The organism is Paenibacillus arenosi, from assembly GCF_014841135.1.
GTDB lineage: Bacteria > Bacillota > Bacilli > Paenibacillales > Paenibacillaceae > Paenibacillus_B > Paenibacillus_B arenosi.
Genome location: NZ_JACYTN010000005.1, coordinates 123,251 through 149,747, shown reverse-complemented (window position 1 = coordinate 149,747; position 26,497 = coordinate 123,251). Strand labels below are relative to the sequence as shown.

General features: G+C 45.0%; 19 protein-coding genes. 8 read left to right on the top strand and 11 right to left on the bottom strand.

Annotated features, from left to right (window positions below):
- Window positions 1–198: 198 nt before the first annotated feature.
- The 5 genes from pepF (at window position 199) to IFO66_RS10135 (ending at window position 5,891) form a co-directional block, all read left to right on the top strand.
- Window positions 199–1,995 carry an oligoendopeptidase F gene (gene pepF / locus IFO66_RS10155; RefSeq protein ID WP_192025035.1) on the top strand — a complete coding sequence of 599 codons (1,797 nt, stop codon included), beginning with the start codon at window positions 199–201 and terminating at the stop codon, window positions 1,993–1,995.
- A 252-nt stretch (window positions 1,996–2,247) separates the two neighbouring features.
- Window positions 2,248–2,604 carry a LapA family protein gene (locus IFO66_RS10150; RefSeq protein ID WP_192025092.1) on the top strand — a complete coding sequence of 119 codons (357 nt, stop codon included), beginning with the start codon at window positions 2,248–2,250 and terminating at the stop codon, window positions 2,602–2,604.
- An 87-nt stretch (window positions 2,605–2,691) separates the two neighbouring features.
- On the top strand, window positions 2,692–3,783 hold the full coding sequence (locus tag IFO66_RS10145; protein ID WP_192025034.1) for a M42 family metallopeptidase: 1,092 nt from the start codon (window positions 2,692–2,694) through the stop codon (window positions 3,781–3,783).
- A gap of 479 nt (window positions 3,784–4,262) precedes the next feature.
- Window positions 4,263–5,303 (top strand): acrylyl-CoA reductase family protein, encoded by a 1,041-nt coding sequence (locus tag IFO66_RS10140; protein WP_192025033.1) that lies wholly within the window; start codon window positions 4,263–4,265, stop codon window positions 5,301–5,303.
- A gap of 66 nt (window positions 5,304–5,369) precedes the next feature.
- Window positions 5,370–5,891 carry a tetratricopeptide repeat protein gene (locus IFO66_RS10135; protein WP_192025032.1) on the top strand — a complete coding sequence of 174 codons (522 nt, stop codon included), beginning with the start codon at window positions 5,370–5,372 and terminating at the stop codon, window positions 5,889–5,891.
- A 276-nt stretch (window positions 5,892–6,167) separates the two neighbouring features.
- Here IFO66_RS10135 and IFO66_RS10130 read toward each other — a convergent pair whose 3' ends face one another.
- The 10 genes from IFO66_RS10130 to IFO66_RS10085 form a co-directional block, all read right to left on the bottom strand.
- Entirely contained in the window at window positions 6,168–8,108 is a 1,941-nt protein-coding gene (locus IFO66_RS10130) for an ABC-F family ATP-binding cassette domain-containing protein (protein WP_192025031.1), read from the bottom strand.
- A 96-nt stretch (window positions 8,109–8,204) separates the two neighbouring features.
- Complete coding sequence (locus IFO66_RS10125; protein WP_192025030.1) at window positions 8,205–8,777, bottom strand: TetR/AcrR family transcriptional regulator; 573 nt, start codon at window positions 8,775–8,777, stop codon at window positions 8,205–8,207.
- Window positions 8,778–8,920: 143 nt separating this feature from the next.
- Window positions 8,921–9,751 (bottom strand): DUF92 domain-containing protein, encoded by an 831-nt coding sequence (locus IFO66_RS10120; protein WP_192025029.1) that lies wholly within the window; start codon window positions 9,749–9,751, stop codon window positions 8,921–8,923.
- Between the two features lie 30 nt (window positions 9,752–9,781).
- The gene (locus IFO66_RS10115; RefSeq protein WP_192025028.1) at window positions 9,782–10,453 is read right to left on the bottom strand and encodes a fumarylacetoacetate hydrolase family protein; all 672 of its coding nucleotides are present in this window, start codon (window positions 10,451–10,453) and stop codon (window positions 9,782–9,784) included.
- 196 nt (window positions 10,454–10,649) lie between these two features.
- Window positions 10,650–11,093, bottom strand: a complete 444-nt coding sequence (locus IFO66_RS10110) for a PaaI family thioesterase (RefSeq protein ID WP_192025027.1) — start codon at window positions 11,091–11,093, stop codon at window positions 10,650–10,652.
- Window positions 11,094–11,164: 71 nt separating this feature from the next.
- Window positions 11,165–12,844 carry an AMP-binding protein gene (locus IFO66_RS10105; RefSeq protein WP_192025026.1) on the bottom strand — a complete coding sequence of 560 codons (1,680 nt, stop codon included), beginning with the start codon at window positions 12,842–12,844 and terminating at the stop codon, window positions 11,165–11,167.
- Between the two features lie 93 nt (window positions 12,845–12,937).
- Window positions 12,938–14,722: an acyl-CoA dehydrogenase family protein gene (locus tag IFO66_RS10100; RefSeq protein ID WP_192025025.1), complete on the bottom strand. Its 1,785-nt coding sequence runs from the start codon at window positions 14,720–14,722 to the stop codon at window positions 12,938–12,940.
- Between the two features lie 809 nt (window positions 14,723–15,531).
- A complete protein-coding gene (locus IFO66_RS10095) occupies window positions 15,532–16,716 on the bottom strand; it encodes an acetyl-CoA C-acyltransferase (RefSeq protein ID WP_192025024.1) in 1,185 nt (394 codons plus the stop codon).
- 146 nt (window positions 16,717–16,862) lie between these two features.
- On the bottom strand, window positions 16,863–19,259 hold the full coding sequence (locus IFO66_RS10090; RefSeq protein ID WP_192025023.1) for a 3-hydroxyacyl-CoA dehydrogenase/enoyl-CoA hydratase family protein: 2,397 nt from the start codon (window positions 19,257–19,259) through the stop codon (window positions 16,863–16,865).
- Window positions 19,260–19,667: 408 nt separating this feature from the next.
- Entirely contained in the window at window positions 19,668–21,851 is a 2,184-nt protein-coding gene (locus IFO66_RS10085; protein WP_192025022.1) for a (Fe-S)-binding protein, read from the bottom strand.
- Window positions 21,852–22,123: 272 nt separating this feature from the next.
- Here IFO66_RS10085 and IFO66_RS10080 point away from each other — a divergent pair, with 272 nt between their 5' ends.
- From IFO66_RS10080 to IFO66_RS10070, 3 genes are all read left to right on the top strand, one after another.
- Complete coding sequence (locus tag IFO66_RS10080) at window positions 22,124–22,711, top strand: TetR/AcrR family transcriptional regulator (RefSeq protein WP_192025021.1); 588 nt, start codon at window positions 22,124–22,126, stop codon at window positions 22,709–22,711.
- Between the two features lie 153 nt (window positions 22,712–22,864).
- On the top strand, window positions 22,865–23,632 hold the full coding sequence (locus IFO66_RS10075; RefSeq protein ID WP_192025020.1) for an electron transfer flavoprotein subunit beta/FixA family protein: 768 nt from the start codon (window positions 22,865–22,867) through the stop codon (window positions 23,630–23,632).
- A gap of 198 nt (window positions 23,633–23,830) precedes the next feature.
- A complete protein-coding gene (locus IFO66_RS10070; RefSeq protein WP_192025019.1) occupies window positions 23,831–24,811 on the top strand; it encodes an electron transfer flavoprotein subunit alpha/FixB family protein in 981 nt (326 codons plus the stop codon).
- Window positions 24,812–25,622: 811 nt separating this feature from the next.
- Here IFO66_RS10070 and IFO66_RS10065 read toward each other — a convergent pair.
- On the bottom strand, window positions 25,623–26,411 hold the full coding sequence (locus IFO66_RS10065; protein ID WP_192025018.1) for a hypothetical protein: 789 nt from the start codon (window positions 26,409–26,411) through the stop codon (window positions 25,623–25,625).
- Window positions 26,412–26,497 lie beyond the last annotated feature (86 nt).

Sequence of the window (26,497 nt, the reverse complement as noted above, 5' to 3'; positions counted from 1 at the left end):
GGATACGGGACTGTAGACGACAGGAGGAATACGATGAATGGCAATTATCGCACTACCATTGCACGCTGTCTCCTTATTGCCATTATACCGCTGGCTGTTGGTATTTGCCCATCAACTGTACGGTCATTTCGTAACAATGATGTTGTGCAATACAGCGCAAGCAACTTCAATACATATAACAATTTTAGGAGGGTACATATGTCTCAATTGACGAAACGTTCGGAAGTACCACAGGAACACCGTTGGAAGCTTGAAGATTTATTCGGCTCACAAGCTGAATGGGATCGTGAGTATGCGTTATTGCAGCAACTACTGACCAAAGCAGATCAGTTTCACGGTAAACTAAACGAACCAGCGGCGCTCAAGGCATGCTTTGAGCTGGAAGATGACATTTCACTCCATGCTGAGCGATTATATGTATACGCTAATATGCGCCATCATGAAGATACGGCTGAAGCACAGTACCAGGCACTATCCGATAAGGCTAAGAAACTAAGCGTTGAAGTTGGCGAAAAATTATCCTACATCACACCAGAGATTCTTGCTCTGTCTGACGATAAGCTTGATGCATTTATCGAAGATGAACAATTGAAGCCATACCGCTTCACCTTACAAGAAATGAAGCGTCAAAAGGCTCATGTTCTTTCTAAGCAAGAGGAAGCACTACTTGCACAAGTAGGCAGCTTGTCCAGAGCACCAGAGACGATTTACAGTATGCTTAACAATGCGGATATGAAGTTCCCTAAGATCAAGAACGATAAAGGTGAAGAAGTAGAACTCACGCATGGCAGTTACATTCAAATGCTGGAAAGCCGCAACCGCGACGTGCGACGTGCAGCTTTCGAAGCTGTCTACAGCACTTACAAGAAGCAAAGTAACACAATTGCAGCTGCATTAAGTGCAAATGTTACAAAGAACTTATTCTATGCCAAAGCTCGTAAATACCCTTCCACATTGGAAATGTACCTTTACGGCGACAACATTCCAAAAGAAGTGTACACGAATCTAATCGGTGCCATTCATAAGCATCTTCCGCTTATGCATCGCTACATGAAACTTCGTGCGAAGCTGCTCAAGGTCGACAAGCTGCACATGTATGACTTGTTTGCCCCTATTGTAGAGCAATTCGATATGAACATTCCTTACACAGAAGCAACTGCGATTGTAAAGGAAAGTTTGAAGCCGCTAGGCGAAGACTATTTGAATGCTATTCAAGAAGGTTACGATAACGGCTGGATTGACGTATATGAAAATGAAGGCAAACGCAGTGGTGCTTACAGTTGGGGCGCTTATGGCACGCACCCTTATGTGCTCTTGAACCATAAAGATAACTTGAACAGCATGTTCACGTTGACGCATGAAATGGGTCATGCACTGCACTCCTACTATTCAGACAACAATTTGCCGTATCGGGATGCGCAGTATACGATCTTCCTAGCTGAAGTTGCTTCCACTTTGAATGAAGCATTGTTAATGGACTTCATGCTCAAGAAGAGCGATGATCCGAAAGAAAAAATGTACTTGCTCACCTACTACATCGATCAATTCCGTACAACGGTATTCCGTCAAACGATGTTTGCTGAGTTCGAATTGATTATTCACGAGCGTGCTGAGAAAGGCGAAGCACTGACTCCGCAGCTATTGAACGAAGTTTATTATGGTCTGAATAAAAAATATTACGGTGACGAAATGGTCGTTGACCAAGATATTGAGATCGAATGGGCTAGAATTCCGCATTTCTACACGAGTTTCTACGTGTACAAATATGCAACGGGCTTCTCTGCTGCACAAAGCTTCGCAAAGCAGATCCTTGATGAAGGTCAACCAGCGGTTGAGCGATACCTTGGCTTCTTGAAGAGCGGCGGCAGCGACTTCTCGATTAATATTTTGAAAAAAGCTGGCGTTGACATGTCTACCTCCGCTCCAATCGAGGAAGGTATGAGCGTTCTTGAATCCCTTATCGAGCAAATGGAACAGATGGCAAAAGAGCTTTAATCGCTATCTCGACTTAGCTGCTCCATCGCAAAATCATCGTAAATAAGTTCACTTAACTCCTTCCCTTGCTATGCATCGGAAGGAGTTGTTATTTGCACAATAAGTTTACAGCAGGATTACCGATTAATCTAATAAATCTCAGAATGAGATTGTGAGGCTGGATCAGTAAGGATTATACTACAACTAAGGAGTTGATTAAACATGACTAACAAAACAACAAAAGAAACCAATTCCAACAACAAAAATAATGACTTGCGCATCCAGTGGACCTTATTTGCAGCACTCGTATTCGCACTGCTGACAGCGATTTTTGCCATCGTTAACGTGGAACCTGTACAAGTCAATCTGTTGTTCGGCACATTCAATGTACCGCTCATCCTACTTATTTTGGGATGTACATTGCTAGGAGCACTAATCGTTGGATCTTACGGCGTATATGCGCAGTACCGTATTCGACGTAAAGTTAAAGAGCTTGAGGCCAAAGTGGCTCAACTCGAAGCAGCATCAGAAAATGAATATGCATTTCCAGAGCCAACGGATGTGCATCTGCTAGAAATTGAGGATGTTCTTGCAGACAAACGAAATTCAAAAGATTCCAAACCTGAATAGGCTTTTAACGAGTATACCTCTGCAGCACTAACTTTGATTTCTCATTAGACTGCGATAACATTTCATATTCAAAGGAGCAACCATCTTATGAGCACACTATACGATTCCCCTTATGCTGCAATTAAAAACGAAACACTTGCTATTCACATTGATGAATCTTATGTCGTTAGCCTGCTGATGGAACTGCTTCAAACCCCTAGTCCAACAGGCTACACACACCATATCATGAACCGGATTCACGAAGAAGCGCATAAACTCGGATATACGATGGAACGGAATCAGAAAGGCGGCGGCTACATTCGCGTAAAAGGTTCCCAAGACGACAGCTCACAAGTCATTGGCCTTTCTGCTCATGTTGATACGCTAGGCGCTATGGTCCGTTCCATCCATACAGACGGAACACTTCGACTTACGCCACTAGGTGGCTACATGATGAATTCTATCGAGAATGAATATTGTCAAATACATACGCACACAGGACAAACCTATACAGGTACGATCATGACGAAGCAGCCATCTGTTCATGTGTTTGATAAAGCAAGCGAGTTGACTCGTAATGAAGAGAACACGATTGTCCGTATCGATGAAATTGTACATACCCAAGAAGATACAGCGAAGCTGGGCATTCGTACAGGAGACTACGTTTCCTTTGATGCTCGTCCTGTACATCTGCCAAGTGGTTTTATTAAGTCCAGGCATTTGGATGACAAAGCAAGTGTAGCTGCTTTATTCGGCTTGCTGCACAGTATGAAGGTCCATCAATGGAAACCGCAGCACGATATCATCATCTATATTACTAACTATGAAGAAATCGGTCACGGAGCATCATCGTTGCCTAGTGGAATCACAGAGCTTATTGCCGTGGATATGGGAGCAATGGGAGATGACCTCAACTGTAAAGAAACCGATGTATCGATCTGTGCCAAAGACTCGTCTGGCCCGTATGATTACTTCATGACTTCTCGCCTTATTCAACTTGCGGAGAGAGAAGGCATTGATCATGTAGTCGACATTTACCCACGCTACGGCTCGGATGCTTCTGCTGCACTGCGTGGAGGAAATGATATTCGCGCTGCCTTGATCGGTCCTGGCGTACACGCATCACATGCGATGGAACGCACCCATGTGCAGGCTGTAATCAATACAGCCAAGCTGCTTGCGGCTTATATTACGGAATAACATCTATCTTAGTTTGAGCGCAGTCCGCTATGTAAATCTCATATCGTGAGTCGGGCGTTAATGAGCTGGCAATGGTGAATTGTGTTAATGCTTCATGCCATGCGTGGTGCGTAGTCTGCAGTAAGTTGGCAAATGTGCATTTGTGCATTATGGATAGTGAGACGTAAAAATATCCATTCTAGCTCTAACGGTCGTCATAGAGGCTATTCAGCTTATTTTCCCTGTTTTTGATCTGTAAGGGATATAGGAGAGCTTATTTGCTAGATTAAGCGAAAAAATGGCCGCAATTGCTGAAATAAGCTCCCTTACATCCGTTAAAATTCTAATATAGACAATTTCATGAAATTAACGTCAATGGCGCTCGTTAAAAGAACCTTAGCTTGCTTTTATGTAGGAAGGTATAACGATAAAGACAACGCTTTTGCAGTTTCCAGCAGGCCTATTATTATTGGATAAAAAGGATTAGGAGGAATACGAATATGACAAAACATCCACTTCCACATACTTTTCCTAATGACTTTAAAGCTCTTATTGTTGAAAAAAATGAATCTGGTGAAATATCGCCAATCGTTCGTTCGATCTCTGTACATGACCTCCCTGAAGGAAATGTAACGATAAAGGTCGCTTATTCCAGCTTGAATTACAAAGACGCATTAGCTTGTGTACCAAATGGCGGAATCGTCAAGTCCTACCCTTTCATCCCTGGTATAGACGCTGCCGGTATAGTCGTAGCATCTGATGATGAACGCTATAAGGTTGGACAATCCGTCGTGCTCACTGGATATGAATTTGGCGTTAGCCATTTTGGTGGATTGAGCGAGTACATCCGAGTATCAGGTGATTGGCTCATTCCTCTGCCTGCTGGCTCTCATGATGTTATGGCTTTTCGGAATGCTATGGCTTTTGGTACAGCTGGCCTTACGGCAGCTCTATCCGTCGATAGGTTGAGGAATCACGGATTAAAGCCTGAAGACGGACCCATTCTTGTTACGGGAGCGAGCGGCGGAGTCGGTTCTTTATCCGTTGGCATACTAGCCAAGCTAGGATATGAAGTAGTTGCTGCTACAAGCAAGGCGAGCTTCGAACCTATTCTGAAGCAGCTTGGCGCTGCGAAGATTATATCTCGTGAGCAATTGCTTCCCGACAAGCAGCGTCCACTGAACAAGCAGCTGTGGGCAGGCGTTATCGACGTCTGTGGTGGAGATATTTTAGCATCAGCCCTTGCCTCTGTAAATTATGGTGGCGCAGTCGCTGCGAGCGGGTTAACGGCTGGAGCAAACTTGCCCACAACCGTACTGCCGTTCATTTTACGTGGTATTACCTTGTACGGCATCGATTCTGTGTATGCACCGAACGAGCTAAGACAGGTGCTGTGGAATAAAATGCTTACAGATTGGTCTTCTATTGTTCATACAGATGGGTTCGTTCAAGAGCATACACTGCAAGATGTGCCAACGTTAACAACCAATATGCTGCAAGGAGCAAGTGAAGGAAGACGAATCATTCGTTTGAAAAAATAAACATTGAGAAAGCATAAGAAATCCAGCACTACTATTTCAGATACAAACTGGAGGATGGATCGCCATATGAATAGCTCAATCCAGCAGCCTTCATGGGACTCCCAATTGAAGCAAGCCGTTCAGTTGCGTCAGGAGTCTCAGTTAGAGTCTTCGCTACAGTTGTTGTTAAAGCTGGCAAACGACTTTCCAGATGAAGGTATCGTACAGTATCAATGCGCATGGGCACATGATGCAATTGGCAAAGAAATATCCGCAGTACCCTACTATGTAAGGGCACTATCGTTAGCACTTACAGAAGAAGATCGTCGCGGCGCCTATCTCGGTCTTGGCAGCACCTATCGAGCTATTGGCGAGTATGAGAAATCAAAGGCTCTGCTCGAAGAAGCCATCAACCATTTTCCAGATGCACGAGAATTCAAAGTATTTTACGCCTTAACGTTGTACAATCTTGGCCAACATGAAGAGTCTACTTCTATACTACTGCGTCAACTCGTGGAAACTACACAAAATGCTGATATTACACCGTATAATCGCGCCCTGCTCTTCTATGCGGATCATCTGAACGAAGTATGGACAAATGAAGAATAGAATGCATTCAGCTCAGATAGAGGAGTACATCAACTTCATATAAAGTCAATACATGCATGATACGCTCTACCATTTGTTATAGGCGTAGTATAGTAAATCTACTATTCGTGTCATCGTACGTTATAGAAACTACATTTATATATAAAACAACCCGCTTCACTCCTAAAAGTGATACGGGTTGTTTTTGTGATACGCTATCTATTTACGTTATTTTTCAACTATGCATGGTTTACATCCGTTTCTATCATTCTGAACAAAGGTCTAACCAATATTCAGCTACGAACGTTTTGCCGCCTCGATCTGCTCTGCCAGTTCATTTAGCTCTGTCCAACGATCCATCAGGTCACTTAGTTTCTGCTCCGCCTCTTGCTGCTGCTTCATTAGCTCCTGCAAGCGAACGGAATCATTGAATGCTGCTTCCATTTCAACGTTATTACGCTCCATTTGCGCTTCTACATCAGCAATCCAGCCATCAATTTGATTGTATTCCTGCTCTTCCTTATAGGACATTTTGAGCTTAGGCTTACGCTCTGACTTTGCCGCTGCTTCTGTCGATGTATTGGCTTGATTTCCTTGCTTATCATTAAATACAGACTTCTGCTCGTTAAGGGAAGAGAGTCCTTGTGCTGCTCTCCACTCTACATACTCCGTATAGTTCCCAACATGATTACGAATTTCACCATTCTCGAACGACCATATCCGATCGACAACCCGATCAAGGAAGTAGCGATCATGCGATACAGTAATGACGACACCAGGGAATTCATCTAAATAATTTTCCAATACGGCTAACGTCTCTACATCCAAGTCATTCGTAGGCTCATCGAGCAGCAGTACATTCGGAGCAGTCATTAACAAACGCAGCAATTGCAGACGGCGCTTCTCACCACCCGATAGCTTGCCGACGATCGTCCACTGCATCGATGGATTAAATAAGAATCGCTCCAACATTTGTGCTGCGCTAATCGTGTGACCTTCCGCTGTCTTAACCGTCTCAGCAGCCTCTCGAATATATTCGATAACGCGCATCGATTCATCCATTTCATCATGCTCTTGCGTAAAATATCCAATGCGTACTGTTGGGCCTAATACAATATTCCCTTTATCCGGTTGCCTTGTTCCCGCAATAATTTGCAAGAGCGTCGACTTACCGCTTCCGTTCACACCAATGATACCAATACGATCATGCGGAACTGCGATATAATCCAAGCCGCGGAACAGTTTACGCGTACCAGCATCGGCCCCAACAGACTCCAACTCCATAATCTTTTTCCCGAGACGGGCACTAGCTGCGGACACATCAACGGAACCCTGCTTTTGTGTCGGTCCTTGCGATTGCAGATCCTCAAAGCGATCAATCCTTGCCTTCTGTTTCGTCGTACGTGCCTTTGCTCCACGGCGAATCCATGCTAGCTCTTGGCGTAAAATATTTTGACGCGTCGATTCAGCGGAGGCTTCACGAGCTTCGCGGTCCGCTTTTAATTCGAGGAAACGCGTATAGTTCGCCTCGTAAAAATGCGCACGCCCATAATCAAGCTCAATCATTCGATTCGCAACCCGATCAAGGAAATAGCGATCATGCGTAATCATAATAAGCGCACCTGAGCGCTTCTGTAGATAGGATTCCAACCACGCAACCGTATCGTTGTCGATATGGTTGGTAGGCTCGTCTAGCAGCAATAGATCGGATGGATGGATCAAACCTGCTGCGAGCGCAACTCGCTTGCGCTGACCACCAGACAGCTCACTAACACGAGCATCATAACGTGTAATGCCCAGCTTAGACAAAATGGTCTTCGCTTCACTTTCGATCTGCCAAGCCTGTAGTCGATCCATATCGTCACTTGCCTGAACGAGCTGCATTTGGAGCTTCTCGTCTTCTGGCTGTACACGCAGACGCTCTAATAGATCTGTATATCGACGAACTGCCTTCATTTCGGGCGCATCCCCGCTCATTACCGTTTCCAATACCGTCGCATGTGGTTCAAATTCAGGCTCTTGCGCCACGTACTGCACACGGATCGCACTGCCTTTCATGATGCGTCCTGTTTCAATCGGATCAATCCCTGCCAACGTACGCATAAACGTTGATTTACCAGTTCCGTTTACTCCAATAATTCCAAATCTATCGCCTGTTGCGATACCGAAAGATACCTCTTTAAATAGCGTCTTCTCTCCGTAACTTTTACCAAGTTGCTCTACGGTAATTACATGCATGTTTCTTCCTCCGAACTCTGTGAATATCAATAAACAAGGAGAACCTATGGTTCTCCCTAGCATCTTATCTATATTGCGATAATTGTAATGCGTCATCTATTTCTGATGCATACAACCATTCATAAACAAGTCTGTAGCAAACACCACTCGCTGACTTACATCTTCCTCTTGAAAGGACGGATCGAACAATATGTCCATCTTCATCATATCCAAAATGCCCACAAACGACTTTGCGAGCAGCTTTGCCTCTCTAAAGCCATCACCTTCAAGCATAGTAGCTAATATTCGTATATATTGCATGATAAAAGACTGTATCTCCTGCAGCATTTCAGGGTCATTGTTAGGCATCATGAAAAAAAGCTTCGTATAGTCTCTTCTCTCATAAAAATAACCTAGATGATGACTAGCTACTACGGATAAGCGATCCTTCAGAGACTCGCTTTGCTGCAAGCCATCCGTAAGCCGCTCTAAAAATTGTTCAAAGTCGCGCTTGGTCATTGCAGTAAACAATTGTTCCTTGCTGCTAAAATACAAGTACAATGTCCCTTTTGCAATTCCTGCTCGTTCTGCAATATCAGACATTTTCGTTTCGTAGAAACCGTTGGCACCGAAGAGCTCGTAGGCTGCATCTAAAATCATATTCCACTTGTCTACTTGTACTTGACTCATCGGCCCACCTCCTTCTGCCAAACGCAGCTGATCCATTTGTTCATATATCTTATTATCATATATCGTATATCGAATATAACATGGTACTTGAAAGATGTCGATTCAGAGCAAGCGCATTCCAGTAGATGTCGCAGCTCCATGTACTATCCAAGCAGCAAGCTGCCAATAAGCCAAGCAAGAAGTCCACCAACAATGGAGCTTACACTATTGACCAAATCATTTGTCATCCATCGATAACCACGGATGAGTCTAGTAGCTTGATTGCAATGCTGCAATCTTTCTGTTGCAGCACCACACTTCTCGCAGCGATAAGAAGCCTGCCAAGTTGCACCAAGCAGTGAGTCTGTAAATGCACCTGCAACACCACCAATAGCCCCACTGATACCGACTGCAAACAGTAATTTCCATCTGTATGGATACGGAAACGCAAGATCCTGGGCAATGTACAAGCAAACAACTGCTGCACCGCCAATGACGACCGCTCCCCCCATCGCAGCCCAAGTGCCTAATGCTGATACAGCTCCTGATGTCCCCGCTGGCACGGGACGCCACGTCATGACCGAACGCGGCTGTGTACGGCTTAAGCTGCCAATTTCCGTTGCCCATGTGTCCGCATTAACGGTAGCCATAACACCGACAAATAAAAATATCCAGGCAGGGTGAGGGAACAATGCGTTTGCCACGCATAACAGCATGCCGATCCCGCCATTCGCCCACACTTGGTGCGCATCTCGCTGTCCCGTTTTTTCATAAATCGTGTCAAAGCGGCTTTTCGCACGCTTTTTCCATTTTGACCAACCTGTTGACGTAATAAAAAAGGTAAGCAGCAGCCCGAACCATAACAAACTACCGCTTCCAAAGTACACCGTACCCATTATAAAAGCTGCTAATGCGCCTGAACGAGTAAGCGATCGTTTTTTATAAGCTGCTCCCGCCATAAAAAAACTTCCAACTAATCCAATTATCCAGTCCATTTTGTTTCCTTTCTTGTTTCCTTGCTATTACTATTGTGTAGCTTCTATAACACAGGAACCAACCGTAACGCCATTCCATTGCAACTCAAGTATATCACCAGCTTGCACTGCCCCAACGCCTGCCGGCGTTCCCGTGAAAATAACATCACCTTTACGTAAACCATAATTAGACGCCACAAATTGAATGAGCTGCTGCAAATCAAAAATCATATCCGCTGCTGTTCCCTGCTGTACGACCTCACCATTACGCAGTAATGCAAATGGCGTACGGCTAACTTGCTCGGCTCCCTCAAAAGCAATCGCATTTGTAATCGGTCCCGAGTTAGGAACCCCTTTAGCAGGCAACCATGGATGACCTTTCGCCTTCAGCGTATCTTGTACATCACGCAGCGTAAAGTCCAGTCCGAGTGCTATTGCTTCAATGGCCTCATCAACTGTCGTTTCAGGTGTCACCTCTCTGCCAATGTAAAGCACAATCTCAATTTCATGATGAACCGCCCCCTGATGTAGCGGCAATGCGAGTGGCGTACGATCAGCAATAGGCACGACCGAATGAGACGGCTTCATAAACACCATAGGCTTCGTTGGAACTTCATTGCCAAGCTCAAGCGCGTGCAGCTTGTAGTTACGACCGATGCAGTATACATTGCGAATATTGGCGGCAAAAGCATGTTCATGATTACTAGCTAGTTGATGTGTCATTAGAAACCTCTCCTTATTATTAGATGATCGCTGAGTACTAGAATCATAGGGACTATCATATTGAAAAGAGATATGTACAAAAACATTAACTATATTCATTGTATTCGAATTCAAGTAAAATGAAAAACCAGCCGCCGAAATTGTTATCGACGACTGGCAGTTAAGCTCGCGAGTTATTTAATCTCTACTATTTCCGTTAAGGGATGGCTGTAATTGGAGTAACAACACGGAATGTTCCTGTACCCATCGTCCCTAAGATGCCATTGCTGCTCTCTACTTTGCCTGTGCAAGTAAGTGTACGGCCAGATTGATGAATGACTTCTGCCGTCACAACGAGCTCTCCGGCCTTCATCGGAGCAACGAAATTAACATTTAGATTAGACGTAACGGTATTCTCATTCGGACGAAGCAGCATCGTAGCCAACCCCATCGCATTATCGAGCAGCGAAGAAAGCACACCTCCATGGACGATGCCGATCACGTTCAAATGGTGCTGCTGCGCTTGAAGTCTTAGCACAACTTTGGCCGTAGAAGCCTCCATAACTTCACAACCAATGTAGTCCCAGAACGTACCGCGTGCACGCTCTGCTAACGTATTCAGCCATTTCTCTTGTCCTTCCGTTACTGGCTTTACACTCATCAGACAATTCCTCCTGATTGATTGCTACATGCATTCTGTACTGCTCTCGCCTACATGTTTAGTGCTTATTACTATTTCTTCAATACGCTTGCCTCTTCCTCCAATAAAGCTCGCTTCAGTACCTTTCCAGCAATCGTCTTCGGAAGTTCCGCGCGGAATTCATAATGGCGTGGCACCTTATAGCTAGCCAGACGAGCACGGCACCATACATTTAACTCTTCTTCCGTGACATGCTTACCTGAACGTAGCACAATGAATGCCTTAATCGTTTCTCCCCGATACTCATCTGGAATACCGACAACACTGGCATCTTGAATGTGAGGATGCTCAAATAGCACCTCTTCAATTTCACGCGGATAAATGTTAAATCCGCCTGCAATCACAAGATCCTTTTTCCGGTCAACGATAGTAAAAAAACCTTCTTCATCCATTCGAGCCATATCTCCCGTATACAGCCAACCATCCCGCAACGCTTTACTCGTTTCTGCAGGTCGCTTCCAATACCCCTTCATCACTTGCGGACCTTTAACAATTAACTCGCCAATTTCACCTACGGGCACTTGTTCGCCTGTTTCAGGGTCTACCACCTTAGCATCCGTATCCGGAAAAGGAATGCCTATCGTGCCATTTTTCCGCTTCCCCCACAGCAAATTAGCATGCGTGACAGGTGAACTCTCCGATAACCCGTACCCTTCAATCAGCTTGCAACCACTTAATTGCTCGAACTTCGTTTGTACGTCAAGCGGCAATGAGGAAGCTCCACTTATACACATTTCTATAGAAGAAAGATCGTAAGCAGCAATGTTAGGATGGTTGATGAGCGCAATATACATGGTCGGGGCCCCTGGAAACATCGTCGGTTTGAGTCGTTGGATCGATTCTAATATATCTTTGGCATCGAATTTGGGGATAAGAATATTCATCCCAGCCGTTACAATTGACAAGTTCATCAGTACGGTCATTCCAAACACATGGAAAAAAGGAAGCGCTCCCAAATATATAGGCTCTCCCCGCTTTGCTTGGTAGAACCAACGGGAAACTTGCAGCGTGTTAGCAATGAGATTACTGTGTGTAAGCATGACACCTTTGGCGACCCCTGTCGTGCCACCAGTATATTGCAGCAGCGCAAGCTCGTTCTCTGCATCTACATCCACGCACACTGCCTCCTGCGAAGCTTGCTGCATGAAAGAATGAAAGGAGTGGACGCCCTTACCATAAGGGACGTCCAGATTCGCTCCACTTCGCTTTGCTTTGAACGGATACAACAAATTTTTGGGGAATGGTAAAAAATCTTTAATGGAAGTGACAATAATATGTTCCAGCCCCGTTTGCTGCTTTACAGCATGTACACGTGGGAACAGTAGGTCCAGCGTAACCATAATTTTCGCTTCAGCATCATTTAGCTGATGCTCAATTTCCCGCTCCTTATAAAGCGGATTGGTAAGCACAGCAACGGCGCCAATCATTAACGTTCCGTAGTAGGCAATGACTGTCTGTGGACAGTTGGGCAGCATAATCGCTACACGGTCACCGCGCTTCACACCGAGGTTCGTTAACATATTTGCACAGCGGTATGCAGCTTCCAACAGTTGTTCATAATTTATCTTTTTCCCCATAAAATACAGGGCAGTTCGGTCCGGATAATCACGTGCCGCCTGAATGAGAAACAATGCCAAATTATGCTTAGGATATTCGTAGGTCGAGGTGATCTCACTAGGATAATGACAGAGCCATGGCTTATCCAATGGCATACAAGCTCATCCCTTTCCCCAGGTCCACGCCGGATTTTTCCGGCGTTGTTGGTTAGCGTGTGTCAGCCATAATTTCAATGCTATCAGCCGCTGTTAGACGATATACTTTTCTGCACTGATAACACGTGCCGCGATGCCGCGCTTTATAGCTACCGTATCCATTGGTGTGTTGCGAGTTAGCTTTTTCAAGATCGACAGCTGTGTCCGCAGTACATCGCCAGTTTCCATCGTCGCAAGAGCCTCTTTGGCAAAACGATCAACATCATCAAATGCTTCATGTATATAAACTTTTGTCATTTCAATTGCATTTACAGCCTTGGCTTCCCCTATTTTGGCAATCATTTTACGTGTTCGCAGCAGCGCACTCTCCATGGCATAAACGAGAATCATAACATCCGCCAAATTGCTGAGCACTTCCTGCTGCTTCTCAAGCTCCATTGCGTACTTTTGCACCGCCAAGCCGCCAATCATAAGGAATATTTTTTTAGCCATCGATAGCAAATGTGCCTCATGCTCCAACGTACCCTCGAATGTTTGCCCAGGTACGAGCTGCATAAGTTCAGCTTGCAGACCTTGTGCTTTTTGCATAAGAGGCAGTTCGCCTTTCATAGCTTTCTTGACGAGCGTGCCTGGAATGAGCAAGCGGTTAATTTCATTCGTGCCTTCAAAAATGCGGTTAATCCGTGAATCGCGATAAATACGCTCGATTTTGTATTCCTGTGTAAAACCGTACCCGCCATGTATTTGTACGCCCTCATCTGCGACGAAGTCCAGCACTTCAGATGCAAATACCTTGTTAATCGAACATTCTAACGCATACTCTGCAATGCTCTTTGCCAATAACGGACCAGAATCCGGTTGGGTGTGGTCAATGTCCTTCATACTTGTATCGATCAAGCCAGAAGTACGGTATACCATACTTTCTGTCACATACGTACGAATGTTCATCTCTGCAAGCTTTTTACCAATGAGCGGGAACGCAGACAATGATTTGCCGAACTGTGTACGTGTATTCGCATATTTGGAACTGAGCTCGATCGCTTCTTTTGCAGCTCCAAGGCAGCCCGCACCTAACTTGAATCGACCAATGTTCAAAATATTGAACGCGATAATATGGCCTCGGCCAATTTCACCAAGTACATTTTCAACCGGAACTTTTACATCTTCAAAGAACAAGGGGCACGTAGAAGATCCTTTAATACCCATCTTTTTTTCTTCCGGCCCTACCGTAAAGCCTTCCATATCGCGCTCAACTATAAATGTCGTAAAGTCTTTACCGTCCACTTTCGCATATACAATGAAAATATCTGCAAAGCCAGCATTCGTAATAAATATTTTGGAACCGTTCAAAATATAATGCTGACCGTCTTCAGACAGTTTCGCTGTCGTCTTCGCACCCAACGCATCCGAGCCGGAAGTCGGCTCTGTTAAGCAATAAGCTGCTATTTTCTCACCTGATGCCAATGTCGGCAAATATTTGCGCTTCTGCTCAGGTGTCCCGAAAAAAACGATCGGCAGTGTTCCGATGCCAACATGTGCACCAACAGACAGTGCGAACGAAGATGCTTTGGCAAGCGTCTCATTAATAAGTGTAGAGCTGACTTTGTCCAAACCAAGGCCGCCATACTCCTCTGGTACATCAGAGCCAAGTAAGCCGAGCTCACCTGCTTTGCGAATCAGCTTTACCGTCAGCTCGTAGTCAAGCTTCTCGATTTCTTCATCATGAGGCACAACTTCGCCCTCTACAAAGTCACGTGTTGTCTCCATCATCATGCGCTGCTCTTCCACGAAATCCTCGGGGATAACGATTGAGTTCGCCTCAACATCATCAATAATGAAGCTGCCGCCTTTCACTTGCGTACCTTTCGTGTCCAACATATCCAATCTCTCCTTTATCATATAATGAATGCGTTTACATAAAGATAAATTTCTATTAAAAATTAATGGATATCATTAGTTGATTTATGGATTGTGGGAAAAATGTAATGAGTTGCTTGATGTACGTACAGGAAAAATGTAATTCTAGGCGATGCGATATAATTCGATTTAATATTCGGTGTAATTCAGTGTATTTCGATGAAAATCAATGTAACTAAACGAAAATGAATATAACTCAATGCGATACAACGCTCTATAAATAGAACGTTCTATTCATAACAAGGAATAGATGCAAATATGCATGCTTTTAGCTGAGATTATCGATTTTCAAGGGAAAGCCTGCAAAAATACAGGCTTTTTGCTTAAAACAAGCTGCTTCACCCCTATTAAGGCTAGAATTGATGCATATTTGCATTCATTTTAGATTTTTTCTTTTTTTTGCGTTAAAAAAGATGTATATTTGCAGCTTTTTTTCAAGTCCACAACTAGACAGATTTATAGTCCGTAGGTGCCATTACGTCACCCTAATTTCCACCAAATATCTACTAGTTGCTACTAAAATCATACTGATTACAATAAATATTTCTAAGTGCTACTAAGTGCTACTAAGTGCTACTAAATGTTACTATTTGCCACTACTTCGTATCAAGCTTCATGAATTGTCGCCTAGCCTAATTGGTTTCATGGCTTTATTGGCTTTATTGGCTTTTTTGTCTTTATTAAGCTCCAGCAAGCTTTCAGCTTCACTCAATCGGTTAATCACTCCTACTCGCTTATGCAAAACTGATCGGTTAGTCACTCCTAATCGCTTAAGCTCCGTACACCTCAATCACTCCGGCTGCGCCCATTCCGCCGCCAATGCACATCGATACAACACCATATCCTCCGCCACGACGTCGCAGCTCATGGACGAGCGATGCCGTTAATTTCGTTCCTGTGCAGCCAAGTGGATGGCCGAGTGCAATAGCCCCACCGTTCACGTTGACTTTGCTTTCATCTAACTCTAGCTGACGAATAATAGCGACGCATTGCGAAGCAAACGCCTCGTTCAGCTCGTATAGATCCACTTGCTCCTTCGTAATGCCAGCCAGCTTAAGCGCCTTCGGGATCGCTTCGATTGGACCAATCCCCATCACTTCAGGGTCAACGCCAGCCAATGCAAAGGAGCGGAATGCAGCCAACGGCTTCAAGCCAAGTGCCTCTGCACGTTCTCTTGTCATAAGGACAGCAGCAGCAGCGCCATCGCTCATTTGCGAAGCATTGCCTGCTGTAACAGAACCTTTAGCCGCGAAGGACGGCTTCAATTTTGCCAACCCTTCCACGGAAGTGTCCGTACGAACACCTTCGTCCATTTCGAAATGGATGACCTTCTCCCATGGACGTCCATCTGCGCTGATGCCCTTCACCTTCGTGGATACCGGAACGATTTCATCTTTGAACTTCCCTTCTGCGATTGCAGCAGCCGCTTTGCGATGGCTGTTATAAGCGAACTCATCTTGCGCTTCACGGCTAATGTCAAAGCGATTCGCCACATTTTCCGCTGTGTGCCCCATGCCCATATACACTTGCGGCATTTCAGCCACAAGCTGTGGATGTGGTGCCAACTTGAATCCTGTCATCGGGACATGGCTCATACTTTCAACACCACCTGCTACGATGACATCCGCGTGCCCTAGCATAATTCGCTCTGCTGCATAAGCAATCGACTGCAAGCCTGATGCGCAAAAGCGGTTGACCGTTACTGCTGGGACAGTCGTCGGGAAGTCCGCATACAGCGACATAATGCGGGCAAAGTTAAGTCCTTGCTCACCTTCTGGCATTGCACAGCCGATAATGATGTCATCAACATCCTCTTTGCGAAGACCTGGCGCTCGGCGGATCGCTTCGTCCAGTACGATACGCCCCAAATCCTCAGCACGTGTATGCGCCAAGCTACCGCGTTTTGCTTTGCCTATTGGTGTACGCACGATGGATACTATAACTGCTTCTTTCATCGTTATCTCCCCTCGCTTAGCTAAATTAAATGGATAAATAGATCGTTTTATAGCTTATTTGCCGGATAATTAGGTATTTGGTATTTCGGTATCGTGATAACTTCATGGTTTGCTATGTTGATAAAAAGAAATTCCATCCAATTCTACTAGTTGCGTAATGGCTTACCCGTCGTCAAAATATGCTGCATGCGCTGCTGCGTCTTCGGCTCACCCGTTAAACTTAAAAATGCTTCGCGTTCTAAATCGAGCATATATTGCTCGGATACGTAGCTATTTGCTGGCACATTTCCTCCTGCCAATACATGCGCAAGTTTGTTTGCAATAAGCTGATCATGCTCGCTAATAAAGCCACTTTGGCGCATCGTATATGCACCGAGCTGCATTACCGCCTTGCCTTGCTCACCAACTACGCGAATACGCTCCTCAACTGGAGCAACATAACCTGCACGATCCATATCCAGCACCGCCATTTTCGCCTCATAAATACGGTGATCGGTATTAATAACAACCGAGTCCTGCGGTGCCATATAGCCAAGCCGCTTCGTATCATGACCACTCGTCGATACTTTCGCCATCCCAATCGTTTCAAAGTAGCCATTCATAAACGGCTGCAAATCCACCTCGGGATTGCTCACTAAGCGGCTTGTGCGCAGCGCAACTTCTTTACAACCGCCGCCTGCTGGAATCAGACCCACTCCGACTTCAACAAGTCCGTAGTACGTTTCAGCTGAGAAAATCACCTTATCTGCTGGCATACAAGCCTCAACTCCACCGCCAAGCGTCATCTGATGAGGAGCTGCCACAACCGGCTTCGGTAACCGTTTCAAGGCCATCATGCTGTTTTGGAACAATCGAATTATGCTATCTACTTCATCCCATTCGCCATCTTGTGCTTCCATTAACAGCAGCATTAAGTTGGCGCCGACACAAAAATGTTTCCCTTCATTCGCAATAACGAGACCACGATAGTTGTTACGTACTTCTTCTGCACTTTTCTGAATCATCGTTAAAATGTCTCCGCCAATGGCGTTATTAGGGGAGCTAAATTCCAAACATGCAACATCGTCACCAATATCAATCAAATTTGCACCCGAGTTGGACAATATAATACGGTTTTGCTCTTTCAGCGCACGCAGTGAAATATGCTCTGGTCTAGTTTCAACAGCCGATAGAGCACACTCATAATAGAAGGCACTGCTTCCAGCTTCTCTTACGTAGAAGCTCGTATGTCCAGTAGCAATCCATGCTGTAACCCACTCAGGAAGAATGTCCCCTTCTGCTTCCATTCGCTGCACACTTTTTACGAGACCGATTGCATCCCAAATTTCAAACGGCCCAAGATCCCAATTGAAGCCCCATTTCATCGCATTGTCGATTTCAACAATGGAATCTGCAATTTCACCCAACTTATTAGCGGAGTATAGTAGTACCGGCTTGAGGACATTCCATGCCAGCTCCGAATAACGATCACCAGTTCCAAGGAGCGCCTTTATTTTAGCTGCTGCACCTTTTGCGGATTTAGCTGCTTCTAACGAAGCTCCCTTCACCTTTTGCGCAACTGCGTACTCCATCGTTGCCAAATTCAGCGCCTGAATCTCTTTTCCAGCTGCTGTTTTTACTTTTTTATAAAACCCTTGCCCCTGTTTCTCACCAATCCAGCCTTGCTCCACCATACGGCGCAATACGCTTGGCGAATCAAAAATCGCTTTTTCCGACTCATCCATCGTATTGTTATGCACGTTCCCTGCCACATGAACAAAGGTGTCAAGACCAACAAGGTCAAGCGTGCGGAATGTCGCGCTTTTCGGTCGTCCCATTGCTGGTCCGGTAACCGCGTCGATTTCTTCGACGGTATATCCTTTTTGCAGCATTTCGTGCAGCGTGACGAGCAGCCCATACGTACCGATCCGATTGGCAATAAAGTTCGGCGTATCTTTAGCGGCAACAACACCTTTGCCGAGACGTTTTTCAGCGAAGGCCGTCATATACTTCGTAATTTCAGGATCTGTCGTTTGCCCCGGAATAACTTCTAGCAGCTTCATATAACGGGGTGGATTAAAAAAGTGTGTACCTAAAAAGTGACGTTTGAACGCTTCCCCACACGGCGCTACCATTTCGTTAATCGAAATACCTGACGTATTAGACGAAACGATAGTGCCTGGCGTCCATACCTGCTCAATTCGCTGCAGCAACTGGCGTTTCACGTCAAGACGTTCCACAATTACTTCGATAATCCAGTCTACTTTGGATAATTTGTGAAGATCGTCATCCAAATTGCCTGGCGTAATGCGAGTAGCAAATGCTTCACTGTACAGCGGCGCTGGCTTCGTTTTCTTGAGCCGATCAATCGCAGTCGTGGCAAGTTTGCTGCGTACTTTAGGATGCTCTAGAGTAAGACCTGCTTTCGCTTCTTCTTCGCTAAGCTGTGTTGGGACAATATCTAGCAGTAAACAAGGAATGCCTGCACCTGCTAAATGTGCAGCTATTGCTGCGCCCATCACACCTGAGCCAATTACGGCGGCTTGCTGAATCGGTTTGACCATGTTCGGAAACCCTCCTGTTCGAAAATGGTGAGCTTATATTAGATAAATAAAATGGTTGCTGAATGAAAATGGTGTGTAGTCCAGCTTGCAAATGTAGGTTTCATGTTGGATATTTCAATACACGAGCAGCAACAAAGAAGCTGCGAAATCGTGATAGAAAATGAGGAAGTATCGTGTAGATTGACATGTCATGAATAGAGTGATGAAGCAGCATGCTGTAATTTACTGTTATGGTGAAAATCTAAACAAAATGCAGCTTGTCACTTAGTTGGAGTTATATGAAGTAGCGAAAAGTAGTCATGGTAGCAAGGTACACATAGTAGTAGAAATAACTTGTGCGATGTAATGGCTTACTTTCCTTGGAGTAATTGATTTTTGAGTGTGTGTATTTGTTTTTAAATGTGTATTCTATGCCGTTACAGTTTCCTTATCTCCTGACGAGACAGGGCCAAACACAGCAAGCTCCAACAGCTCAGCAATATCTTTCGTTTGCACGCTCTCCTCGGCGTTCAGCAGCTTCGTGCCATCTTCCATCATCGTTAGACAGAACGGACATGCAGAGGAAATAACCGTCGGCTTCACTTCAAGCGCCTGCTCCGTACGGGCCAAGTTCACCCTTTTGCCAGCCGTTTCTTCCATCCACATCATGCCTCCGCCAGCGCCGCAGCACATACCGTTTTCACGAGTACGTTCCATCTCCAGCAGCTCTACACCTTGAATGGCACGCAGTACGTCGCGCGGCTGATCGTACACGTTGTTGTAACGTCCCAGATAACAGGAATCATGATACGTTACACGCTCCTTAACGGGATGCTTAGGTACGATTCGTTTGTCTCGCACGAGTTCATCAAGCAGCTCGGTGTGGTGCAGCACTTCGGCTTCTAGACCAAATTCAGGGTACTCATTTTTGAGCGTGTTGTACGTGTGCGGGCAAGCTGTCACGATTTTGCGGACATTGTATTTTTGGAACGTACTAATATTTTCTTCACATAGCTGCTGGAACAAAAATTCATTGCCCATGCGCCGCGGTGTGTCGCCCGAATTTTTCTCCTCATTGCCAAGGATCGCAAAGTTCACGCCTGCTTCATTTAGCAAGCGGACGAACGCCCGCGTTACTTTGCGGCTGCGATTATCGTAGGAACCCATCGAGCCGACGAAAAACAGCACATCGAAATCTGGGTTTTCTTTAACCGTAGGCACTTTCAGTACACCCTCTGGATCAACATCCTGTACCCATTTCACACGGTCGTTGCGGCTGATGCCCCACGGGTTACTTTGACGCTCAATATTTTGTAGAGCACGCTGTCCATCATGCGGCATGCTTCCTTGGGTAAGCACTAAATAGCGGCGCAGATCGATAATTTTATCGACATGCTCATTTCCGACTGGACACTGATCTTCGCAGTTGCGGCACGTCGTGCATGCCCAAATTTCCGACTCGCTCATGACATCGCCGACAAGGTCTAGTTGACCCGGTGCACGTCCATCGACTACAGGAAGCCACGATTGAGCCTGTGCTTGCATCGTCGCACGAATGTCCGTAATGCCTTGCCCGCTCCATGCTCCAAGCTGCTGCCCTTCCATTTGCACCATGTGTGTCGTTACACCTGAAAAAGCAAACGCAGGAACCCAAGGAGACTTTGAAGTAATCGCAGCACCCTTTTCGGTTAAATGGTCGCGCATTTTTGTAATCATGTGCATCGGTGACAGCCACTTACCAGTACTGGCAGCTGGACATACATTGGTACAGCGACCGCATTCCACACACGCATATAGATCAATTAGCTGCTTTTGCGTGAAATCTTCAATTTTGCCAACGCCAAACGATTCCGCTTCTTCGTCCTCCAAATCAAGCTTGCGCAATCGGCCAACGGGTTCTGTACGTCGCAGCGCAATATTGAGCGGAGCCGTAATAAGATGAAAGTGTTTGGACTGCGGAACATACACAAGAAACGCCAGCAAAATGAGTAGATGCGCCCACCAGCTAATCACGTATAGAACAGTTGCAGCACCTGTGGAGATACCTAACCATTCAAACGGCATTGCAAGGAGTGATGATATAGGTGCGTGCCAAGATGGGTCCAACCCTTCACGCAATCGAGCAAATGCTTGTGTGAACAATACAGAGAGCATCAAGCTATAGATGAAGAAAAGTACTAAACTCGGCTTCCAGCCTCGTTTAAGTCGCTTCAACTTCTCCCCGTAACGACGGTAAACAGCATAGCCCATTGCGATAAGAATCGATGCTACGGTCAGCTCTTGCAGCAGCTCAAAGTATGCAAAGCCCGGAATCGGCAGCGAGTGCCCTACTAGCCCTTTGTAAATAATATCAATGGCACCTAGCTGTAAAATGAGAAATCCATAAAAAACAACAAGATGCATGATACCGCTCTTACGATCCTTCATTAACTTCGTCTGACCGAACACTTGCCCCATAAACTCGCGCAAATTGTGCTTTAACCGTCCGCTCCAATCTGTCGGCTGCCCTAACTGAACGTACAAGTAACGATGGTACACCGCTTTGAAAAACCAATAGACGCCGAGCCCAGTAACGCCCAAAAACAACATCAATTGCACGAACGCTCCTGGCATTCAAACCAACCCCTTTCTTAGATGTACATACCTAATGCTACTACTTATGCTTGCGTTAAAAACTAAAAAACGAATGAATGCTCATTCATTTTATGATTAAGCGCTTCCAATTGCTCCTTCATCATAAAGCTACAAAGCTAACTTCATGCACACTTTCCTATCCAATAAGCCGCAAATGTAATTGACAAGGAAAAGTTTGTATTTTATGATAGCAGCAACTGAATGAGTATTCATTCATGATTTAGCCATATTCTAACATCGAGGTGATTCCATTGACAAGTAGCAAAAAAGAAAAATATACCCAAATTCTCGAAGCGGCCTTAAAAGTGTTTGCCGAGCACGGGTATCACCGCTCTCAAGTTGCTCGGATAGCTAAGGAAGCTGGAGTTGCTGACGGTACTATTTATTTGTATTTCAAACGGAAGGAGGATATTCTCATCTCTCTGTTTCAAGAGAAACTAGGCGAGCTGGTGAGTAAATTCCATGCGACTATCGAGCAAACAACGAGCGCGAAAGATGCGCTGCGTAAGGTGTGCGAGATTCATTATACAGAGCTGGAGAACAATGTCGACCTCGCGTTCGTCACTCAAATTGAGCTGCGCCAAAGCTCTCTTGAGCTGCGCAAAGAAATAGGCAGCGCAATTAAGCCATATATCACATTAATCGAGCAGTTGCTTCAACAAGGTATTGAGGAGGGCCTCTTCCGCCCTGACCTTGATGTTAAGCTGACACGGTTGCTTCTATTTGGAGCGATGGATGAGGTTGTGACCTCGTGGCTGATTTCCGGCAGAAAATACTCGCTATCCGCCCAAGTTGATGGGACAGTTAACTTCTTTTTTAGGGGTATTGAGCAAGCTTAAGTTTGTTTGTTTGTTTGTTTGTTTGTTTCTTAAACATAACTTCATTTCATTCCAGCCTTTGTAACTGGATGTTGCTCTCCTTAGATGCATTTGCTGCGAGGTTACTCGGCTTTCTCTTATTTCATCCATTATGAATGAAAGGGGCAGTACAAGATGAACATTATCGTCTTAGTAAAGCAAACGTTTGATACGGAGGAAAAAATCGTCGTCGAACAAGGCACAGTCGTGGAAGATGGCGTCAAGTTTGTTATTAATCCATATGACGAGTATGCCGTAGAGCAAGCGATCCAAATTCGCGACGATGTAGGGGGCAAAGTAACCGTCGTGTCGGTTGGCCCTGAACGAACAGCAGAAGCACTGCGTACCGCACTCGCCATGGGTGCGGATGAAGCTGTACTTATACAAGACAGTCGCATTGGTCATGATGAACACTCTGTAGCGCTCGCGCTGCATGCATTTATCTCTCAAGAGCCATACGATATCATACTTGGAGGCAATTTCTCCGTGGATAACGGAGCCGGTCAAGTTGCTGTTCGCCTGGCCAAATTGCTGGCCATACCCCACGCTTCATCCATTACAAAGCTGGATATTTCCGCAGGCAGAGCGGTCGTTCAACGTGACGCAGAAGGTGATCTCGAAACGATTGAGCTGCCCTTGCCTGCCCTATTTACCGCACAGCAAGGCTTGAATGAGCCGCGTTATCCCTCCTTGCAAGGCATTATGAAAGCAAAGAAAAAACCGTTCCGCGAACTATCTCTCGACGATTTGAACCTCGATGCTGGAGCTGTTGCTCCACGTACAGAGCGTATAAATTTGCAGCTTCCCCCTGCTCGCCAAGCTGGCAAGATCATTTCTGGTGAACCCGCAGAGCAGGCACAGGAGTTGTTCCGTCTGCTGCGTACAGAAGCAAAGGTCATCTAATTGATCGATTGAAAGTGGTTCAATTGAGGCGTGCTCACTAGTTTCACTAGTAGAAGTGAGTTCCACGATTTATGTTAGCTGCATTTTTTCGAATACGAATACCAGTACGTGTAAATATACGAGTATGAGTATCGGTTCAAATTAAAGTTCGCATAGCTTCACTATTATTTCTTTGCATACCAAGGAGGCGATTTCAGGATGTCCAGAACATTTCTTGTTGTAGCTGAAACGAGAGGCGGTTCCTTACGCCAAGTATCCTATGAAACCATTAGCGCGGCGCGCCTAGCCGGAGGAGCAGACACAACAGTAGCGGCGGTACTTATTGGTGCGACTGCTGGATCATTTGTGAATGAGCTGACGCATTACGGTGCAGATCGTGTGTATACAGTCGAGCATGCCGACTTAGAACACTACAACCCACAAGGTTATTTTGCTGCTTTGCAAGCCGTTGTTCAAACGGTTCAACCAGATGCCATATTCTTTGGACATACCGCCATTGGTAAAGATTTGGCACCGCAGATTGCGGCTGAGCTTGGTACAGGCCAAATTTCAGATATTACAGCAATTGAGGTTGATGATAACGGGCAGGCATTGTTCACACGCCCTATTTATGCAGGCAAAGTGCTGGAGAAAAAAGCATTCACCGCTTTCCCATGGATTGCGACGGTACGCCCAAACAATATCGCGCCTTTGGAAGTTGATCCAACACGGACTGCAACAACGGAAGCGGTTGCTTATTCGCAGCCTACACTGCAAACGATCATCCGTGATGTTGTGCGCAACACGTCTGGGAAAATTGACTTGAGCGAAGCAAAAGTGATCATTTCAGGCGGACGCGGTGTTCGCAGTGCGGACGGCTTCAAGCCCTTGGAGGCATTGGCTACCGTATTAGGCGGTGCGGTTGGCGCTTCCCGCGGTGCATGTGACGCAGGGTATTGCGATTACGCCCTGCAAATTGGGCAGACTGGCAAAGTGGTAACGCCTGAGCTATATATCGCCTGCGGCGTTAGCGGTGCGATTCAGCATGTCGCCGGCATGAGCTCATCCCGGGTCATTATTGCGATCAACAAAGACCCAGAAGCACCTATTTTTAAAATTGCCGACTACGGGATTGTGGGCGACTTGTTTGAAGTGGTTCCGCTCCTGACTGAACAGTTCAAGCTGGCGCTGCAGCCATAGTAGATATAAAAACACTGGAGCCAACATACGGCTTCAGTGTTTTTTTGTTGAGTAGCATCGGAAATAGATTTCAGCCCTTTCATTCTACACTCTTGTGTAGAGAGTGAGCTAAATCGGGAATTACGCTGACAACCGTGTATGTGTTTCAATCCACACTCTCGTATAGAGAGTGACAACGACCGTTCTGAGCCCCTGCTGCATAAGGGCTCGGAGGTCCAAAAGTGCGAATCTCGCTTTTCATTCCACTTTTCATGTTACAAAAATAAGAAAACCTACTTAAATCCTGCAACACTACGCTGGTGCGAATACCCTAGGGATTTCATGTGTACTTCAGGTTGGCACCAACACGAATATATTAATAAGGTTATCAAACTCTTTTCCATCACCTTGTTGAATTATCTAGAATATCGGCTTTAAAAACTACCAAGACAGCGAAAACAATTTAATGACTAAACATATCAAATACATAGAACCGAAGAACAACTCGTGTAGGATGTGACTGGCCAAAGCTGCTGATATTATGTCCACAGCCATCTTTCAACCCATACATCCGTGCAGGATGTGACGTGACAGTATCGAGACGACTGTTAAGTCAGTTCAGTACTTTAAACACTGCTATTTCATCAAAACAATGTTGTTTGCTGCAATGGATACAATCTTTGTTTCACAGAGTTTTATCCACTAAATGTTTAAGATGTTACCTTTAATTATATTGTGCTTAACTTTAATTTTATAGTTGTCTCACAACATTTAGAGTTTAGTGGTCAAAGATTCTGTCCTACTGGCACTTGCTAAGTGTACTTTACGCTTCTTACTCATCATCCTCATAAAAAGCCTTATATACTTCACAGGAACAAGTGATAGCTTGCCCGCCGCATTTAGGACAAATTTCATCGTCGCAATAAAAGACATGATAATATCCTTGCTTTACTGCGCATCCTGGGCAGATTTGATTAAACCCTGTAAATCTAGGCTCCTTCCCATATTTCACTCTCTTATGCTCAATACCTTCAATCTTAAAAAATGGGAACAATTGAGACTCAGCAATTTGAATAGGGTAGTTTTTACGGACATTAATACCATTGTAGAGAATAAATTCACTTCTAAATTGTTCGATTAAACATCCTTCCTCTTCCCAGTATTCCTGGTGTATGTATTCATGCAGTTCTTCCCCTAAAAATCTAAAGTGAAAAGAATGTAAAAATTCAAAGATTACAGTATATATAGTCGAAAGTTCAATAATATCAAGGTCTAATTCAAAATGAGTAATAAGATTCCGAAGTTCAATGGCTCTTCTAATTACTATTTCATCTCTATCATCTATATCAACTTTCACTATATTCTTTAGTCGATGGATCGCTGTACTAACAGATACCGTATTCTTGGGTTTGTCAATATTTTCATAAATCAAAAATTCATTCTCTCTTTTCAATACTTCTTTGAACATTAACTCTGCCGACTGCACTATACTAACAATAGAAAACTTCCAAAATCGCTTATAATCATCAGGATAATCTTCATGGGTAGCAAGGTGATAATGATATAAAGAATTATGTAAATAATCGTACGCGTTATCTAAGAGACTCATCTTTATTTTCATTTTCCCACTCCAGTCAGGTTACATGCCGCAGAACCATGCACTCATCTTCGTCCCGTTAACAAATTTATCTTCTCTTTTATTAAGCA